The following is an 18,366-nucleotide window of genomic DNA, read 5'->3' as shown; positions in this document are numbered from 1 at the left end:
CTGCTGCAGCGGGTGCCGGTGAACACGGTGAACTGAGTGACTGGGCTTCTCGCATGAATGTCTCGGTGCGACCTGAGTTGCGTGCGCTGCGCCGCGAACAACCCACATGCGATGTGTCACACCCCGCGATGGCGGTGAACTTGGATGCGTGTATCCAGTGCAACCGCTGCGTGCGTGCCTGTCGTGAAGAGCAAGTGAACGATGTGATTGGCTATGCCAACCGCGGGTCACACAGCCAGATCGTGTTTGATTTGAATGACGACATGGGCAACAGCTCGTGTGTGGCGTGTGGCGAGTGTGTGCAAGCTTGCCCCACGGGTGCATTGATGCCTAAGACGCAAATTGGCTCACAAGTGGTGGACAAAAAAGTCGACTCGGTTTGCCCATTCTGCGGCGTGGGTTGCTTGCTGACCTACAACGTCAAAGACAACACCATCGTGAGCGTGGATGGCCGCGATGGCCCCGCTAACCACAGCCGTTTGTGTGTGAAAGGTCGTTTCGGATTCGACTACATCCACAACCCTCAGCGCTTGACCATGCCGCTGATTCGTAAAGCTGGCGTACCCAAAGACCCAGCGCTGATAGACCAACTCAACCGCAATGCGGCTGATTGGTCTGATGTGTTTCGCGAAGCGACATGGGAAGAAGCTTTGGCCTTGGCTGGCGGCAAGCTCAAAGACTTGCGTGACACGCATGGCAAAAAAGCCTTGGCTGGTTTTGGTTCGGCCAAAGGCAGCAACGAAGAAGCGTATTTGTTTCAAAAGTTGGTGCGCACTGGCTTTGGCTCCAACAACGTCGACCACTGCACACGCTTGTGCCACGCTTCTAGCGTGGCTGCGCTGTTAGAGGGCGTGGGCTCTGCGGCAGTGAGCAACCAAGTCAACGATGTGGAACATGCGGGCCTGATTTTTGTCATCGGCTCCAATCCCACAACGAACCATCCCGTCGCCGCCACATGGATGAAGAATGCCGCCAAGCGCGGCGCCAAAATTGTGTTGGCCGATCCGCGTATCACCGACATCGGTAAGCACGCGTGGCGCACCTTGCAGTTCAAGCCTGACACCGATGTCGCCATGCTCAACGCACTCATTCACACCGTGATTGAAGAAGGCTTGGTGGATGAGGACTTCATTCGCAACCGGGTCAACAACTACGAGGCCTTGAAAGAAAACGTCAAAGGCTACAGCCCCGAGGCGATGGCCCCCATTTGTGGCATCCCTGCTGAGATGCTGCGCGAAGTGGCCCGTGAATTCGCCACCTCCAAGAGTTCAATGGTCTTGTGGGGCATGGGTGTGAGTCAGCACGTCCACGGCACAGACAACGCACGTTGCTTGATTGCGTTGGTGACAGTGACAGGGCAAATCGGCAAGCCCGGTTCAGGCTTGCACCCATTGCGTGGCCAAAACAACGTTCAGGGTGCGAGCGATGCGGGTTTGATTCCCATGATGTACCCCAACTACCAACGCGTCACCCACAAGGCGGCGCACGATTGGTTTGAAAAGTTTTGGGACACCCCGCTGGATGACAAGCCCGGCTACACGGTGGTGGAAATCATGGGCAAAATCTTGGCGGACGATGCCGACCCACACAAGATTCGTGGCATGTACATCATGGGCGAGAACCCCGCGATGAGTGACCCTGATTTGAACCATGCACGCCACGCTCTGGCCACGCTTGAGCACTTGGTGGTTCAAGATATTTTCATGACCGAAACCGCGTGGCTGGCTGACGTGGTGTTGCCTGCAACGGCTTGGCCTGAGAAGACGGGGACGGTGAGCAACACCGACCGAATGGTGCAGTTGGGCAAGCAAGCGATTGATCCACCGGGTCAAGCCAAAGCCGATTTGTGGATCATTCAGCAAATTGCCAAAGGCCTGGGTTTGCACTGGCACTACCAGGGCGAGCACCACGGCGTCGCTGAGGTGTATGAAGAAATGCGTCAAGCCATGCATGCCGCCATCAGTGGCATCACGTGGGATCGGTTGCAGCGCGAATCGAGCGTGACCTACCCTTGCTTGAGCGAGGCAGATCCGGGTGCTCCCACGGTCTTCATTGACCACTTTGCCACAGACGATGGCCGTGTGCATTTGGTTCCCGCAGACATCATTCCTGCCAATGAACGTCCCGACAGCGACTACCCCTTTGTGTTGATCACGGGCCGTCAACTTGAGCATTGGCACACAGGCAGCATGACGCGTCGCGCGACGGTGCTTGATGCCATTGAACCGACGGCCACGGCGTCCATGTGCGGCGCAGACATGCTGCGCTTGAAGGTGGGGTTGGGGGACGTGATCACCATTGCCTCGCGTCGCGGGCATGTGACGCTGCGTGTGCGACGCGATGACGGCACACCGCAAGGCGCGGTGTTTGTGCCGTTTGCGTACTACGAAGCGGCTGCCAATTTGATGACCAATGCCGCGCTAGACCCGTTCGGGAAAATTCCCGAATTCAAGTATTGCGCGGTGGCCATTCATGCGGGAGGCGAACTGCCAAGCGTTGCGGGCTTTGGCGTCAACGCTTAAAACCCATCAATGAAAAAGGGAGCTTTAAGCTCCCTTTTCCATGGCGGTTCTGAACACTCAGTGCGTGACGACTGAAATCTTTTTAGCTGCAGCACGCGCACGCTCCAAGGCGTTGGGGCCTTTGGCCAAAGCCACCGCCATGCGTCGGTAAGGGCGCGTGGTGGGCTTGCCAAAAATGCGCACGTCAGTGCCGGGCTCGCTCATGGCTTCGGCCACACCGGTGAAGGTGGGGGACACACCATCTTTGGTGGCCAACACCACGGCGCTGGCGCCTTCGACGGTGTCGATGTTGGGAATCGGCAGGCCAAGAATGGCGCGTGCGTGCAAATCAAACTCGCTCAAGTTTTGGCTGATGAGCGTCACCATGCCGGTGTCGTGCGGGCGAGGGCTCAACTCGCTGAAGATGACTTCGTCCTGGGTCACAAAGAACTCCACACCAAACAAGCCAGCACCGCCTAGGTCGGACGTGACCTTCTCGGCCATCTGTTCGGCGGCCTTTAAATACGCGGGCTTCATGGGCTGAGGTTGCCAACTGTATTGGTAGTCGCCGCGTTCTTGCACGTGGCCGATTGGTTGGCAAAACACGGTGGTGCCGTTACGTTGGCGAATCGTGAGCAGCGTGATTTCAAACTCAAAGTGGATGAACTCTTCCACGATCACTTTTTGTCGGTCGCCACGCATGCCTTGGCACGCATAGTCCCAGCTGGTTTGAATGTCGGCCTCAGTTTTTGCCACGCTTTGGCCTTTGCCTGACGAGCTCATCACGGGTTTGATGACGACTGGAAACCCAATCGCTTTGGCTTGGCTGAGCAACTCTGAGGCTGATTCGGCGTAGCTGAACTTGGCGGTCCGCACACCTAGACCGACCGCCACATCACGGATGCGGTCGCGGTTCATGGTCAGGTTGGCAGCGCGGGCGCTGGGGATGACTACAAAACCCTCTTTTTCCACTTCTAACAACACCTCGGTGCGGATGGCTTCGATCTCGGGCACGATCAAATCTGGCTGATGTTGGGCAATGGCTGCACGCAGGGCTGCTTCGTCCAACATGCTAAAAACGCTGCATTCATCAGCTACTTGCATGGCGGGCGCGCCGGCATAGCTGTCGCAGGCCACCACGTAGCAGCCTAAGCGCTTGGCGCTGATGACGAATTCTTTGCCGAGCTCGCCAGAGCCTAAGAGGAGGATTTTTTTCATAACAAGGCCTTCAACGGTTGAATTAAGGGTATTTTCACAAAACAGTGGCAATGAGTTGTTGGGTCAGCTTTTGGAGCCTGCTGTAGGTTTTAAAATAAATCATTAAATTAAGGAGACACATTCATGCACGCTTTTCAACGTTCTTTGATTGCCCTGAGTTTGGGCTTGGCTTGCGCATCTGGTTTTGCGCAAAACGACGCGACCGTAAAGGTCGGCTTCCTCAGTACCTTATCAGGTCCTGGAGCCGGTTTGGGCGTGGACATCCGTGATGGTTTTCAGCTCGCGGTCAAGCTCTCAGGTGGCAAGTTCAGCGGTAAGAGTGTGGATGTCATCGTGGCCGATGACCAAGCCAGCCCCGATGTGGGCCGTCAAACCGCAGACCGTTTGGTGAAGCGCGACAAGGTCGACTTCATGACGGGCATCGTGTTCTCCAACGTCATGCTGGCGGTGGGTGCTCCGACTTTCCAATCAAAAACTTTTTACATCAGTGCCAACGCCGGCCCCTCGCAATTTGCGGGTGAGCAGTGCAACCCTTACTTCTTCAGCGCGTCTTACCAAAACGACAACATGCATGAGGCCGTGGGCAAGGTGGTGACCGACAAAGGCTTTAAGAAAGTTGCTTTGATCGCCCCCAACTATCCCGCAGGCAAAGATGCGATTGCAGGCTTCAAGCGTTTCTTCAAAGGTGAAGTGGCGTCGGAGACCTACACCACCCTGAACCAACTCGACTACGGCACCGAGCTGTCCAAGCTGAGGGCCACCAAGCCAGACGCGGTGTACATCTTCTTGCCCGGTGGCATGGGCATTAACTTCATCAAGCAGTTTGTGGGTGCGGGTTTGTCCAATGACATCACCTTGTTTGGCCCAGGTTTCTCGGGCGATGAAGACGTGATCAAAGCCGTGGGCGACCCCATGCTGGGCATGTTCAACACCTCGCAATGGGGCCATGACATGGAAAATGCAGCCAACAAAAAGTTTGTGGCTGAGTTCGAAAAAGCCTATGGCCGCTTGCCTACTTTGTATGCCGCACAAGGCTATGACGCCGCCCGCCTGATCGAAGCCGCGGTGCGCGACAGCAAAGGCAATTTGGAAGACAAAGCTGCGGTGCGCAAAGCCTTGGAAGCCGCCAAGTTTGACTCGGTGCGTGGCGCGTTCAAGTTCAACACCAACCACTTTCCTATTCAAGACTACTACTTGCGCGTCATCATCAAAGACGCTAAGGGCCGTGTGACCAACCGCACCTTGGGCACCGTGTTTAAAGCACACTCTGATGCCTATGCAGCCAGCTGCAAGATGCCTAGCCTGTAAAGATGAACGGCATTTTGCTGTTTGAGCAGTCGCTCAACGGCTTGCAGTTTGGGTTGATGTTGTTCTTGCTGGCCGCGGGCTTGACGCTCGTGTTTGGCATCATGGACATGATCAACCTCGCGCATGGCTCGCTCTACATGGTGGGCGCTTACCTGATTGCCACGGTGGCTTCGGCCACCGATTCTTTTTGGCTGGGGCTGGGCGCGGGTGTGGTGGGTGCTGCGCTTTTTGGCGTGTTGCTAGAGGTGACTATCCTGCGTCGCCTGTATGAGCGTGATCACCTTTCACAAGTGCTGGGCACCTTTGCCATTTTGTTGATGTGTAACGAAACCGTGCGCTTGATTTGGGGCGCGCAGCCCATCTCCTTGAACCCTCCTGCTTTTTTGAGTGGCCCAGTGGAATTGGTGAGCGGTTTTTTCTATCCAGCCTATCGCTTGTTCATCATCGGTGTGGGCTTAGCCGTAGCTTTGTTTTTGTATGTGCTCATCACGCGTACGCGTGTGGGTATGCAAGTACGTGCGGGTGCTGCCAACCGCGAAATGGCCTTGGCCATGGGCAGCAACGTGACACGTTTGTTCACCGCTGTGTTTGGCGTGGGCGCTGCGTTGTGTGCCATTGCGGGCGGCATGCTCGGGCCGTTGTTGGCCGTGCAAGTGGGCATGGGCGAGAGTATTTTGATTTTGGCCTTTGTGGTCATCGTCATCGGGGGCATTGGCTCAATTCGCGGTGCGTTTTTGGGCGCGATGTTGGTGGGCGTGGTTGACACAGCAGGGCGCACTTTGGTTCCCATGGTGTTTGACTCGTTGCTCAGTGCCGAGGCCGCATCAAGTGCCGGCCCAGCTGTGGCATCGATCTTGATTTACATGCTCATGGCCACGGTGTTGTTTTTCAAGCCGCGTGGTTTGTTTCCTACTCACGGCTAACTGATGCATGGGTAATCCTTCTTCACGAACTTCTTTAGACCACGTCTTGCAGTGGCGTTGGAGCGTACCTGCGTTGTTGCTATTGGTGGCTCTGCCATTCATTGCCAACGCTGTGGGTGAAGGTTTTTACATTGCCTTGGCCAGTCGTATTTTGATATTTGCCTTGGCTGCTACCAGCCTTAATTTCATCTTGGGTTTTGGTGGCATGGTCAGCTTCGGCCACGCGGCGTTTGTGGGCGTGGGTGCTTACAGCGTGGCCATCCTCACGCAAATGGGCATCACCGATGCTTGGGTGCTGTGGCCTGCGGCGATGGTGGTGAGTGCAGTGTTTGCCTTGTTCATCGGTGCCATCAGCCTGCGCACACAAGGCGTGTACTTCATCATGATCACGCTGGCGTTTGCCCAGATGATTTACTACCTTACCATCTCCATCAAAGCCTATGGCGGTGACGATGGCTTGCCATTGGCCTCGCGATCGAAAATTCCGTTCATTGATATCAGCGACGAGACCACGTTTTATTACGTGGTGCTGGCCGTGTGCGTGGCCTCGCTTTACGCTGTGGCGCGTGTGTTGAACGCACGCTTTGGCTATGTGCTGCAAGCCATTCGCGAAAACGAAGTACGCATGCAGGCGTTGGGCTATGCGGTGTATCGATACAAGCTGGTGGCCTTCGTCTTAGCCGGTAGCATGGCGGGCTTGGCCGGTGCGCTGCTGGCTAACCAAGGCGGCTTTGTCAGCCCCGCGCTGATGCAGTGGAGCCAGTCGGGTTTGTTGATGATGATGGTCATCTTGGGTGGCGTGGGCCATTTGTACGGCGGCGTGTGGGGCGCGGTGGTGTTCTTGCTGCTGGAAGAAACACTGAGCCACTTCACCATCCATTGGCAGCTGGGTCTCGGGGCTTTGCTGCTGGCTGTGGTGTTGCTGGCACCCAATGGCTTGACCAGCGTTTTGCAGCGATTGCAGCGAAAGAAACACCCATGAGCGCACCCCTGCTGCATGTGGATAACTTGGTCAAACGCTTTGGCGGCTTGGCAGCGACTGACCACGCCTCATTGCAAGTCAAGCGCGGCGAAATTCACGCGCTCATTGGCCCCAATGGCGCGGGCAAGACCACACTCATCCACCAAATTTCGGGTGCGATAACGCCTGACGAAGGCAGCATTGTGTTTGATGGTGTAGAACTCACGCACAAGGCTATGCATCAGCGTGCGCGCTTGGGGCTAGTGAGGTCCTACCAAATCACCAGTGTGTTCAAGCGCCTCACGGTGCAAGACAACTTGGTGTTGGCCATTCAAGCCGATCCTTCGGAAACGATGGGCACAAGCTTTATGTTTTGGCAAGCAGCGCGCAGCGACTTAGCGCGTTATGCACGCGCCGCCGAGGTGGCCGAGCGCGTGGGCCTGCAAGATCAACTCATGCAAACCGCTGGTGCGTTATCGCATGGCGAGCAACGCCAGTTGGAAGTGGGCTTGGCCTTGGCCACAAGTCCTCAGTTGATGTTGCTGGACGAGCCCATGGCAGGCATGGGCCCCGATGAATCCGAGCGCATGGTGCAACTGCTGCAAAGCCTGCGCGGCCACACCACGTTGCTGCTGGTTGAGCACGACATGGATGCTGTGTTTCGCTTGGCTGACACCATTTCGGTGTTGGTGTCGGGTCAAGTCATTGCGTGTGGCACGGCAGAGCACATCAAAAACGATGCTGCGGTCAAGCGCGCTTATTTGGGCGACGAATAAACCATGAGCGCCTTGTTAGAAGTTCACGATTTGCAGAGTGGCTACGGCAGCAGCCAAGTGTTGTTTGGTGTCAGCTTGTCCATCGAGGCGGGCGGTGTGTCCACCTTGTTGGGCCGCAACGGCATGGGCAAGACCACTACGGTGCGTGCCATCTTGGGCCTCACACCAGCGTTTGCAGGTACGGTGCGTTTTTGTGGTGAACAGGTGGAGAGCTACAGCCCCGATCGCATTGCACGCATGGGCCTGGCCGTGGTGCCCGAAGGTCGGCAAATTTTCCCAACGCTATCGGTGCAAGAAAACCTATTGGCCTTTGCGGCCAACCGCAACAGCAGCACAAGTCCGTGGACGCTAGAGCGCGTGTACCACTTGTTCCCGCGTTTGGCTGAACGCCACCGGCAAATGGGTAACCAGCTTTCGGGCGGCGAACAGCAAATGTTGGCCATCGGCCGCGCCTTGATGACCAACCCACACTTGCTGGTGTTGGATGAAGCCACCGAAGGTTTGGCTCCTCTGGTACGTGAAGACATTTGGCATTGCTTGCACACCTTGCGCGCTGAAGGTCAAAGCATTTTGGTCATCGACAAGTACGTGCAAAAACTCATCAAGCTGGCCGACCAGCACACCATCATTGAGCGTGGGCAAGTGGTGTGGCAGGGCGGCTCTGCCGCGTTAGAGGCTGACCAAGGGGTGTGGCATCGTTATGTGGGCGTGTGATAGCCCGTCACACGTTCTACTTCGTTCTTAGAGCCCAAAATCACGCTGACACGTTGGTGCAGTTGCGTGGGTTGAATTTCTAAGATGCGTTGTTGGCCGTTGGTAGACGCGCCACCCGCTTGCTCGATCAACCAGCTCATGGGATTGGCCTCATACATCAGACGTAACTTACCCGCCTTGCCTGGCTCTCGTTTGTCCCAGGGGTACATGAACACACCACCTCGTGTGAGGATGCGGTGCACATCGGCCACCATGGAGGCGATCCAACGCATGTTGAAGTTTTTGCCGCGTGGGCCTTCAACGCCCGCCAAGCACTCGTCGATGTAGCGTTTCACGGGCTCGTCCCAGTGACGCATGTTGCTCATGTTGATGGCGAACTCTTGGGTGTCCGCAGGGATCTTCACGTTTTCTTGAGTCAACACAAACGAGCCTTGTTCGCGGTCCAAAGTGAACATGGCCACGCCGTCACCTACCGTCAACACCAACGTGGTTTGTGGGCCGTAAACGCAATAACCAGCGGCCACTTGTTGGGTGCCTGGCTGCAAGAAGTCGTCTTCGCTCACACCTTTGCTGGGGTCCACTTTTTTGAGCACGCTGAAGATGGTGCCAATGCTCACGTTGACTTCGATGTTGCTAGAGCCATCGAGTGGGTCAAACATCAAGAGGTATTCGCCTTGGGGGTAGCGGTTGGGCACGATGTGGATGCTGTCCATTTCCTCGGAAGCCATAGCGGCCAAGTGGCCGCCCCATTCGTTGGCTTCGATCAACACGTCGTTGGCGATGATGTCGAGTTTCTTTTGCACTTCGCCTTGCACGTTTTCGCTGCCCGCCGAGCCCATCACGTCGCCAAGCTCGCTGCCCAAGGCACCTTTGTTCACCGCATGGCTGATGCTTTTGCAAGCGCGTGCCACGACTTCGAGCAACAAGCGCAGCTCGGAGGGAATCAGGCCTTTGGCGCGTTGTTGTTCGACCAGATAGCGGGTAAGAGAAACTGGCATGGCAAGTCCTTAGTTGGCGAGCGCGCGCGAAACCACTTCGCGCACGTCATTGCTTAAATCGGTTTTGGCGGCGACGCGTTTGATGGCTTCGTGCGCGGCGGTGCGGTAAGGCTCGGCCAGTTTGCTCCAACGGTCTAAGGCACGTGCCAAACGGGCGGCGACTTGTGGGTTGAAGGCGTCAAGCTCCAACACGCGTTCGCTCCAGAACACATAGCCCGCCGCATCGCTGCGGTGGAAGGCGCCTGGGTTGGCACTGCAGAAACTGAAGATCAGGCTGCGTGCGCGGTTGGGGTTTTTGATGATGAAGTCGGGGTGCAGCATGAGGTTGCGCACCAGCGACAAGATGTTCCCGCCTCGGTCGGTGCTGCCGGCTTGCAGGGCAAACCACTTATCCATCACCAAGGCTTCGTTGGGAAAGAGGTTGTAAAAACGTTGCAGGGCATCGCCTGCTAGCTCGTGACCTGAGCCGACCAACGCGCTTAAGGCGTTGAAGCGGTCGGTCATGTTGTGTGCGTCTTTGAAGCATTGGTAGGTGCGGCCTGGCCACACCACGTCGCCCGTGGCGCGTGCATCCAAACACAACATGCTGAGCGCCATGCCGCTTAACGCACGACGGCCACTCGACAAGGGGTCGGGGCTGAAGGCCCCGTTGTCTTTGTGAGCTGCAAAGGCCCAAGCCCAGTCGTCGTGAAGCTCACGGGCGAGTTGTGCGCGCATGGCTTCGCGCACGGCGTGGATGCGCTGTGGATCAACTAAATCTAACTGTTCGGCGATGTAGGTTTCAGATGGCAGTGTGAGCACCAAGTCTTTAAATGCAGCGTCCAAGGCGGGGTGTCGCAGCACGGTGCGCAGGGCTTGCACCAAGGCGCCGTCCAACACCTGTGTGGGTGCGTCGCTAGCAGCGACTGCGGTGAGCGCGGCGCTTAAACACAAGCGCTGTGCGGCTTCCCATTGGTTGAACGGGTCGGTGTCGTGCGCCAAGAGCGTGAGCAATTGCGCGGATGTGAAGCCGTTCTCTAGCACCACAGGGGCGCTGAAGCCACGCAGGATAGATGGCACAGGATCTTCGTCTGCTTGCAATGACAAGTCTTTGAACTCGAAGCTTTGTGTGGTTTCGGTAAGCACCAACAGTTGGCTGGCCAAAACTTCCCGGCCATCGGCACCCAGCAAGCCAAATTGCACCGGAATGACAAACGGCTCTTTTTGGTCTTGTGAGGGGCTGGGTAGGCAGCTTTGGCTCAACGTGAGTGTGTAGGTGGCTGTGTCGCTGTTGTAACTGCCAGCAGCTTGCACGCGGGGAGTACCCGCTTGCGCGTACCAACGCTTGAACTGAGTCAGGTGCGTGGCCAAGGCAGAGCCTGGGTTGGCATCGGCAATCGCTTGTGCGAAGTCGTCGCACGTCACCGCTTGGCCATCGTGACGCTCAAAGTAGAGCGACATGCCTTTGGCAAAGCCTTCACGCGACGAAATATTGGAAGCTGGCGTTGCCGCTAGGGTCTGCATCATGCGCACGACCTCAGAGCCTTTTTCATAAATCGTGACGGTGTAGAAGTTGTTGATCTCTACATAGCAGTCAGGACGCACAGGGTGGGCCATCGGACCTGCGTCTTCTGGGAACTGTGCGGTGCGCAACAGGCGCACGTCTTCAATGCGCTTCACGGCTTTGGCGGATGCCGCTGCTTGCGCGTTATCTTTCAACGCTTCAGCCGCCAAGTCTTGGCTGAACTCTTGATCACGGAAAACCGTCAGGCCTTCTTTGAGTGAGAGCTGGAACCAGTCGCGGCAAGTCACGCGGTTGCCCGTCCAGTTGTGGAAGTATTCATGGCCCACCACGCTTTCGATATTGGCGTAGTCCATGTCGGTGGCGGTGGCAGAGTTGGCCAACACAAACTTGGTGTTGAAGATGTTGAGGCCCTTGTTTTCCATCGCGCCCATGTTGAAGTCGCTGGTGGCGACGATCATGAAGCGCTCTAAGTCAAGGCTCAAACCGAAGCGCAGCTCGTCCCACTTGATGCTTGCCATGAGTGAGTTCATGGCGTGCTCGGTTTTGTCCAAATCGCCTGAACGCACAAACACTTGCAGCAAATGCTCTTTGCCCGATGGCGCTTTGACGCGCTGCTCGCGGCACACAAACTGGCCTGCCACCAAGGCAAACAAGTAGCACGGCTTTTTGTGTGGATCCACCCACTTGGCAAAGTGGCGGCCTTCATCCAGCAGGCCTTCATCTACCAAGTTGCCGTTACACAGCAACACGGGAAAAGCTTTTTTGTCGGCGCGCAGCGTGACGCTGTAGTTCGACATGACATCTGGGCGATCCAAGAAGTAGGTGATGCGTCTAAAGCCTTCGGCCTCGCATTGCGTAAAGAACGAATCGTTGCTGACGTACAAGCCCATGAGCTTGGTGTTCTTAGCGGGCAAGCAGGTGGTGAAGATTTCCAGTTCGAAAGGCTCGTGGCCTTCGGGCAGATTTTCCAGCACCAACTGGGGGCCATCCATCTTGAACGAGGTGCCTTGGCCGTTGACCAAGACGCGTGCCAAGTTGAGCTCGTCGCCGTCCAAACGCAGGGGCTGGGCCATCACATCTGGGTTGCGGCGCACGCTCATTTTGTTGAGTACGCGGGTCTTGGTGGGGTCCAAGTCAAACGTCAGGTCGACGGTGTCAATCCAAAACGCGGGCGCTGTGTAGTCGGCGCGTTGAATCAGTTGGGCTGTGCCTTCACGATGCATGGTGTTCCTTAAATCCCTTGCTTGAGTGACGCTTCGATAAAAATATCGAGGTCGCCATCCAAGACTTTTTGCGTGGCCGAAACTTCGACGTTGGTACGCAGGTCTTTGATGCGGCTGTTGTCCAGCACGTAGCTGCGAATTTGATGACCCCAACCCACATCGGTCTTGGTGTCTTCGAGCTTTTGTTGTTCTTCTTGGCGCTTGCGCATCTCAAAGTCATACAAGCGCGAACGCAGGCGTTTCCACGCCACGTCACGGTTGCTGTGTTGGCTTCGGCCGTCTTGGCATTGCACCACGATGCCGGTGGGCATGTGGGTCAAACGCACGGCAGAGTCGGTTTTGTTGATGTGCTGACCGCCAGCGCCAGAGGCGCGGTAGGTGTCGGTGCGCACGTCGGAGGGGTTGATATCGATTTGAATCGAGTCATCAATTTCGGGATACACAAACACCGAGGCAAACGAGGTGTGGCGACCGCCCGAGCTGTCGAAGGGCGACTTGCGCACCAAACGGTGCACGCCGGTTTCGGTGCGCAACAAGCCAAATGCGTATTCGCCTTCGATCTTGATGGTGGCGCCTTTGATGCCAGCGACGTCACCGGCCGATTCGTCTTCCACAGTGGTTTTGAAGCCTTTGCGTTCGGCGTACTTGAGGTACTGGCGTAGCAGCATGCTGGCCCAATCGCAAGCTTCGGTGCCGCCGGCGCCTGATTGGATGTCGAGGAAGCAATTTAGCGGGTCTGCTTCGTTGCTGAACATGCGGCGGAATTCGAGCTCTTCGATGGTTTTGGACAAACCTTGTGTGTCGGCCTCAATCGTCAACAAGCCGTCTTCGTCGTTGTCGGCTTTGCTCATTTCAAACAACTCGGCGTTGTCTGCCAGTTCTTGTGTGAGGCGGGTGAGGGTGACGACCACGCCGTCTAGCGTTTTCTTTTCACGACCTAGCTCTTGGGCTTTTTTGGGATCGTTCCAAACGGTGGGGTCTTCTAGCGAAGCGTTGACAGTGCGCAGGCGCTCAGATTTGGCATCGTAGTCAAAGATACCCCCGAAGATCCACCGTGCGCACGCTCAGGTCTGCAAGGGTGGAGCCAATGAGGTTGATGCGTTCTGCTTCCATGATGAGATCTTCTTTATGTGTCTGGGGGAAACCGCAGATTTTCTCACGTTCGCAAGTGCGCTCAAAAGCTGCGTACGTAGGCGAAGGTTAGGCCAGCAGTTCCGAGCATGAAGACCTGAGCAGATTCTTGCGGCGAGAAGGTATAGCCCAGGGAAGGAATGATGGCGGGTGCTACACCCGAGGAGTTGAAGGCGATGGCATCTTTGTGCTTGCCCTTGTAGCCATAAATCAAGCCAGCCGATACTTTGCTGAACAACTTGGGGTTGCCAAAAATGTTGTTCCATTGCTGCCCCACGTAGCCATAGGCCGAGGGTTGTCCAAAAGAATTGCTAAAAAGGGCCAGTCCACAAAATCTGCCACCTGGAAGTTGTCTGTCCAAAGACACCAGCCTGACTGGCTTGTGTTCTGGGCTTGGGCCGCTCCAATGAAAGGTGTAGGGCGAGAGCGACAAATCCCATTTTCTGGAGGGCTCGGCACCCCCTTGTGCAGCCAAACTGTCAGGGCAGGGCTGTAAATCGTACAAGCTGCTGTCTGCAGCATCAGCGGTTCCTGTTCCAAAAGCACCAACGATTGCTAGAGCGGCCAGGGTGGCGCGGAGTTTGGATGGGAAGATCATGGCTATAGATTTGAAAAAAGTGAACGTACGATTTTAATGGCTCATGTGTCAGATGGACGACTTAGAAAGTTCTCTATCAACTGAGCCAAGGCTTCAGGTTGGTCATGGTGCAGCATGTGGCCCGCCTCTTCAATGACCGCATGGGTGATATTGGGAAGTGCTGCTATGCGTTGCATGAACTCGGGCAAGTTGTAGCTGCCTTTCCACCACTGGCTCATGCTGTCAGTGCTGGCCACCACGCACAGGGTGGGCGCGGTGATGCGCTCGTAAAGTGCTTGGGTCTCGTCTGTTTTGAACAGTTGGGCATTGACTACTTTGTGCGCCGCATGGCCCAAGATTCGCCATTCACCTTGGTCATTGGCGCGGGCCCAGTGCTGGGCTAACCAGTGTGCTTTGTCTAAGCTCAAACGAGGGTTGGTTTTGATGAGACGCTGCGCCACCGCTTCTAGGCTGGGGTAGGGCTTGAGATCGAGTTCACCACGATGCAAGGTTTTGAGTTCGTCCATCCACTGGGCATAGCGGCTAGGCGCTTGGGCGGGACGGGTGGCGGGCATACCAAAGCCCTCAAGGTTGATGAGCTTGTTGATGCGCTCGGGGCGAATGCCTGCATACATCGTGGCCACATGGCCGCCCATGCTGTGGCCTAGCAGGTTGACAGGGCGTGAGCCTACGTAATGGTCAAGCAGTTGGTCGAGATCGGCCAGATAGTCAGGAAACCAAAAGTTGTCGGTGTTGGGTGTGTCGGTCAAGCCAAAGCCTCGCCAATCGGGGGCGATGACCCAATGGTCGTTGGACAAGGCATCGACGACGAACTGGAAAGACGCGGCCACATCCATCCAGCCATGCACCATGACCAGCGGTGTCTTGTTTGGCGAGGGAGTACCCCACTGTAAGACGTGGTAACTCAGGTGACGGATTGGGACAAACGCGCTGTGCGGGGGCTTTTGGATTGGGTACATTGTTTGAATCATAAGGACACGAGACATGGCCGATTTTTACGAAGCAATGCAGCAAAGCTTTGGCTGGCAGGTGCCAGAGCAATTCAACATGGCCGAGGTGTGTAGCCGTCGTTGGGCGCTGCAAGAGGACGCTTCAAAGCGCGTCGCCATTGTTGAACATGCGGCCCCAGACGCCCGTGGGCGAGCGGTTGCACCGCGCTGCTTCACCTATGCCCAGTTGCAGCAAGCAGCCGATGCGCTAAGCCATGTGCTGGTCAGCCAGGGGGTTCAGCGCGGTGACCGCGTGGCCATCGTGCTGCCGCAACGATTTGAAACGGCCGTGGCCTATATGGCTGTGATGCAAATGGGCGCGGTGGCCATGCCACTGTCGTTGCTGTTTGGCCCCGAGGCGTTGGCGTACCGATTGCAAGACAGCGAGGCGGTGGTGGCCCTTGTGGATGGCTCTTCCGTGACAAATGTGATGGCTGTGCGTACCCAATGCCCTGCGCTGCGAAAAGTGATGGACATGGACTTGGCCCAGGATGTGGATTACGCCAGCGCCATCGCCGCGCAGCAGCGCGCGTTCATCGCGGTGCACACCAAAGCCGACGAGGGTGCAGTGTTGATTTATACCAGTGGCACCACCGGCCCACCTAAAGGCGCGTTGATTCCGCACCGCGCGTTGATTGGCAATTTGACTGGGTTTGTGTGCAGCCAAAACTGGTTTGGCTTTGCCACCGTGGATGCGGCTGCAAGCCTCTTGCCCACAGGCAGCGCTGCAGTGTTTTGGTCGCCCGCCGACTGGGCCTGGACAGGCGGCTTGATGGATGCCTTGCTGCCAGCGCTTTACTTTGGCCGCCCCATCGTCGCGTGGAACGGGCGCTTCAGCCCAGAGCTGGCTTTTACGCTCATGCAGCAGCAGGGCGTGACCCACACGTTTTTGTTTCCTACGGCGCTCAAAGCCATGATGAAGGCTTACCCAGAGCCGCGCCATCTGTTCAAACTCAAACTGCAAGCCATCATGAGCGCGGGCGAAGCTGTGGGCGATGCGGTGTTTGGCTACTGCCAAGAACACTTAGGTGTGACGGTGAACGAGATGTTTGGCCAAACTGAAATCAACTACATCGTTGGCAACTGCGCGATGGAATGGTCTGCCAAACATGGCTCAGGTGTGGCAGCGCATCGCACGAATGTGGGCTGGCCTGCCAAGCCCGGCAGCATGGGCAAGGGCTACCCCGGTCACCGCGTGGCAGTGATTGACGACGAAGGCCGGGAGTGCCCCAGAGGTGTGCCGGGTGACGTGGCGCTTCACCGCTACAACCAGCACGGTCAGCCCGACCCGATTTTCTTTTTGGGCTATTGGAAAAACCAGAAGTCCACCCAGGGCAAATACACCGGCGACTGGTGCCGCACGGGCGATATGGCGGTGCGCGACAAAGACGGCTACCTTTGGTACCAAGGCCGAGCAGACGACGTGTTCAAGTCGGCAGGCTACCGTATTGGGCCCAGCGAGATTGAAAACTGTTTGGTCAAACACCCCGCCGTGGCCAACGCTGCGGTGGTGCCCAAGCCCGATGCCGCGCGTGGCACTTTGGTGAAAGCCTATGTGGTATTGGCTGCCGGCCATGCAGCCAGCGATGCGCTGGTAGCCGAGCTGCAACTGCATGTGCGCGGCAAGCTTGCACCTTATGAATACCCCAAAGAAATTGAGTTCACGCCCGAGTTGCCTATGACCACCACCGGCAAGGTGCAGCGCCGCGTGTTGCGCCTGCAAGAAGAGGAACGCGCCAAATCAAATCAGTCACCTTGAGGCTTTAGACTTGTCAGGTTTTTACAAACCGTGATGGTTGGAGTATTTCGCATGACTTTTCCTCTTGTTCAGCTGGGCACCAGTGATTTGCATGTCACGCCCATTTGTTTGGGCACCATGACCTTTGGCGAGCAGGTGAATGAAGCCAATTCGCATGCCATCCTCGACCATTCGCTGGCGCGTGGTGTGAACTTTATTGACACGGCTGAGATGTATTCGGTGCCGCCCAAGGCTGAGACCTTCGGCCACACCGAAACCATCATTGGCAACTGGTTTAGTAAGAACCCGGGCGCACGTCAAAAGCTGGTGTTGGCCACCAAAGTAGCGGGCCCTTCACGCGGCATGCCTTGGGTTCGCGACCACACCAACCTCACGGTCAAAGACTTTGTCGCCTCCTGCGAAGCCAGCTTGCGCCGCTTGCAAACCGATGTGATTGACCTCTACCAAATCCATTGGCCCGAGCGTCATGTGCCTGCTTTTGGTGGGGTGTATTACGACCCAAAAAAAGAGACCTCAGAGATCACTCTTCAAGCCCAGCTCGAAGCCCTGGCACAGTTGGTGAAAGACGGCAAGGTGCGTCATATTGGCTTGTCCAATGAAACACCTTATGGCGTGCACGAGTTTGTGCGTTTGGCAGAGCAGCTTGGTTTGCCTCGTGTGGCCTCTACACAAAACCCGTATTGCCTGATCAACCGAACCTATGAAAACGGTCTGGACGAAACTTGCCACCGTTTGAATGTGTCCTTGCTGGCCTATTCGCCGCTGGGTTTTGGCCTGCTGACGGGTAAGTACGACACCAGCGGTATTACCGGTCCAGAGGCGCCTAAAGGTGCGCGCATCTCTGGCTATGAAAGCGTGCGCAAGCAACGCTGGGGTAGGCCCGAATCGTTGGTGGCTGCACGCCGTTACAACGCCTTGGCGCATCAAAATGGCATGACGCCGACGCAAATGGCACTGGCTTTTTGTTACACCAAGTGGCAAGTGGCCAGCACCATCATTGGTGTGACGTCGCTCGCGCAACTCGATGCCGATTTGGACGCATGGGGCACCACCTTGTCGCCAGAAGTGCTGGCTGCGATCGATGCGATTCGTTGGGAACTGCGCGACCCTGCGCAATAAAAGGACAGATTGATGTTTGAAGATTCTTTGGTGGTGGTCGGACTCGCCGTGGGCGCATATTTGATGGGTTCTTTGTCCTTTGCGGTCATCGTGAGCCGCGTGATGGGCTTAAACGATCCGCGCTCTTATGGCAGCCAAAACCCTGGCGCTACCAACGTGCTGCGATCTGGTAACAAGCAAGCGGCCATCGCTACCTTGTTGTGTGATGCGCTCAAGGGCTACTTGCCTGTGTTGTTGGTCAAGCTGTTTGGGCCAGACTTTGGCTTGGACGACCATGCGGTGGCTTGGGTGGCTATCTCTGCATTTGTGGGCCACTTATGGCCTGTATTTTTTGGCTTCAAGGGCGGTAAGGGCGTGGCCACGGCAGCGGGCATCTTGTTTGGTGTGGAGCCTTTGCTGGGCTTGGCCACCATGAGTACTTGGGTGATCGTGGCGTTGTTCTTTCGTTACTCATCGCTGGCGGCATTAGCGGCATCGCTGTTTGCGCCGGCCTACTATTTGTTTGGCGATCGACTGGCTTGGCAAACCAGCCCAGCCGAGCTGCTGGCGCTGGCAGTGATGAGTGCCTTGCTGCTGATGCGCCACAAAGACAACATCACCCGCTTGGTGTCTGGGCAAGAGACCAAGATTGGGGCGAAGAAAGA

General features: G+C 56.6%; 15 protein-coding genes. 9 read left to right on the top strand and 6 right to left on the bottom strand.

Annotated features, from left to right (window positions below; genetic code table 11):
- A partial coding sequence (gene fdhF / locus ABWP81_RS08060) for a formate dehydrogenase subunit alpha (RefSeq protein ID WP_353140929.1) occupies positions 1 to 2,522 on the top strand: 2,522 nt, incomplete at its 5' end.
- Between the two features lie 57 nt (positions 2,523 to 2,579).
- Here the strand turns inward: fdhF and purT are convergent.
- A complete protein-coding gene (gene purT, locus ABWP81_RS08055) occupies positions 2,580 to 3,719 on the bottom strand; it encodes a formate-dependent phosphoribosylglycinamide formyltransferase (RefSeq protein ID WP_353140928.1) in 1,140 nt (379 codons plus the stop codon).
- Positions 3,720 to 3,842: 123 nt separating this feature from the next.
- Here purT and ABWP81_RS08050 point away from each other — a divergent pair, with 123 nt between their 5' ends.
- The 5 genes from ABWP81_RS08050 to ABWP81_RS08030 are packed head-to-tail and all read left to right on the top strand — an operon-like array spanning position 3,843 to position 8,401.
- Positions 3,843 to 5,027 carry an ABC transporter substrate-binding protein gene (locus ABWP81_RS08050; protein WP_353140926.1) on the top strand — a complete coding sequence of 395 codons (1,185 nt, stop codon included), beginning with the start codon at positions 3,843 to 3,845 and terminating at the stop codon, positions 5,025 to 5,027.
- A gap of 2 nt (positions 5,028 to 5,029) precedes the next feature.
- Positions 5,030 to 5,950 carry a branched-chain amino acid ABC transporter permease gene (locus ABWP81_RS08045; RefSeq protein ID WP_353140924.1) on the top strand — a complete coding sequence of 307 codons (921 nt, stop codon included), beginning with the start codon at positions 5,030 to 5,032 and terminating at the stop codon, positions 5,948 to 5,950.
- A 7-nt stretch (positions 5,951 to 5,957) separates the two neighbouring features.
- On the top strand, positions 5,958 to 6,932 hold the full coding sequence (locus ABWP81_RS08040; protein WP_353140923.1) for a branched-chain amino acid ABC transporter permease: 975 nt from the start codon (positions 5,958 to 5,960) through the stop codon (positions 6,930 to 6,932).
- On the top strand, positions 6,929 to 7,687 hold the full coding sequence (locus ABWP81_RS08035) for an ABC transporter ATP-binding protein (RefSeq protein WP_353140921.1): 759 nt from the start codon (positions 6,929 to 6,931) through the stop codon (positions 7,685 to 7,687). Before ABWP81_RS08040 ends, ABWP81_RS08035 begins: the two co-directional genes overlap by 4 nt.
- 3 nt (positions 7,688 to 7,690) lie before the next feature.
- On the top strand, positions 7,691 to 8,401 hold the full coding sequence (locus ABWP81_RS08030; RefSeq protein WP_353140919.1) for an ABC transporter ATP-binding protein: 711 nt from the start codon (positions 7,691 to 7,693) through the stop codon (positions 8,399 to 8,401).
- Here the strand turns inward: ABWP81_RS08030 and ABWP81_RS08025 are convergent.
- The 5 genes from ABWP81_RS08025 to ABWP81_RS08005 all read right to left on the bottom strand — a co-directional run bounded on the left by ABWP81_RS08025 (position 8,386) and on the right by ABWP81_RS08005 (position 14,814).
- Entirely contained in the window at positions 8,386 to 9,399 is a 1,014-nt protein-coding gene (locus tag ABWP81_RS08025) for a class 1 fructose-bisphosphatase (protein ID WP_353132984.1), read from the bottom strand. The genes ABWP81_RS08030 and ABWP81_RS08025 overlap by 16 nt on opposite strands.
- 9 nt (positions 9,400 to 9,408) lie before the next feature.
- Positions 9,409 to 12,126 carry an aminopeptidase N gene (gene pepN, locus ABWP81_RS08020; protein WP_353140917.1) on the bottom strand — a complete coding sequence of 906 codons (2,718 nt, stop codon included), beginning with the start codon at positions 12,124 to 12,126 and terminating at the stop codon, positions 9,409 to 9,411.
- Positions 12,127 to 12,134: 8 nt separating this feature from the next.
- Positions 12,135 to 13,239, bottom strand: a protein-coding gene (gene prfB, locus ABWP81_RS08015) for a peptide chain release factor 2 (RefSeq protein ID WP_353132990.1) whose coding sequence is annotated in 2 segments (ribosomal slippage) — positions 12,135 to 13,157 and positions 13,159 to 13,239 — 1,104 coding nt in all. Because the reading frame shifts where the segments join, the coding sequence is not laid out codon by codon here.
- 61 nt (positions 13,240 to 13,300) lie between these two features.
- A complete protein-coding gene (locus tag ABWP81_RS08010; RefSeq protein ID WP_353140915.1) occupies positions 13,301 to 13,855 on the bottom strand; it encodes a hypothetical protein in 555 nt (184 codons plus the stop codon).
- Between the two features lie 41 nt (positions 13,856 to 13,896).
- Entirely contained in the window at positions 13,897 to 14,814 is a 918-nt protein-coding gene (locus ABWP81_RS08005) for an alpha/beta fold hydrolase (RefSeq protein ID WP_502905526.1), read from the bottom strand.
- Positions 14,815 to 14,839: 25 nt separating this feature from the next.
- On the opposite strand from ABWP81_RS08005, the gene ABWP81_RS08000 reads away from it, so the two are divergent.
- The 3 genes from ABWP81_RS08000 to plsY all read left to right on the top strand — a co-directional run.
- Positions 14,840 to 16,603 (top strand): acetate--CoA ligase, encoded by a 1,764-nt coding sequence (locus ABWP81_RS08000; RefSeq protein ID WP_353140912.1) that lies wholly within the window; start codon positions 14,840 to 14,842, stop codon positions 16,601 to 16,603.
- A 51-nt stretch (positions 16,604 to 16,654) separates the two neighbouring features.
- Complete coding sequence (locus ABWP81_RS07995; RefSeq protein WP_353140910.1) at positions 16,655 to 17,722, top strand: aldo/keto reductase; 1,068 nt, start codon at positions 16,655 to 16,657, stop codon at positions 17,720 to 17,722.
- A gap of 12 nt (positions 17,723 to 17,734) precedes the next feature.
- Positions 17,735 to 18,366: glycerol-3-phosphate 1-O-acyltransferase PlsY (gene plsY, locus ABWP81_RS07990; protein WP_353140908.1), on the top strand; the 632-nt coding region annotated here is incomplete at its 3' end.

Source organism: Limnohabitans sp. (assembly GCF_040401135.1).
Classification (GTDB): domain Bacteria; phylum Pseudomonadota; class Gammaproteobacteria; order Burkholderiales; family Burkholderiaceae_C; genus Limnohabitans.
Note: the sequence above shows the minus strand (reverse complement) of the source record. Positions and strands in the feature narration are given on the sequence as shown.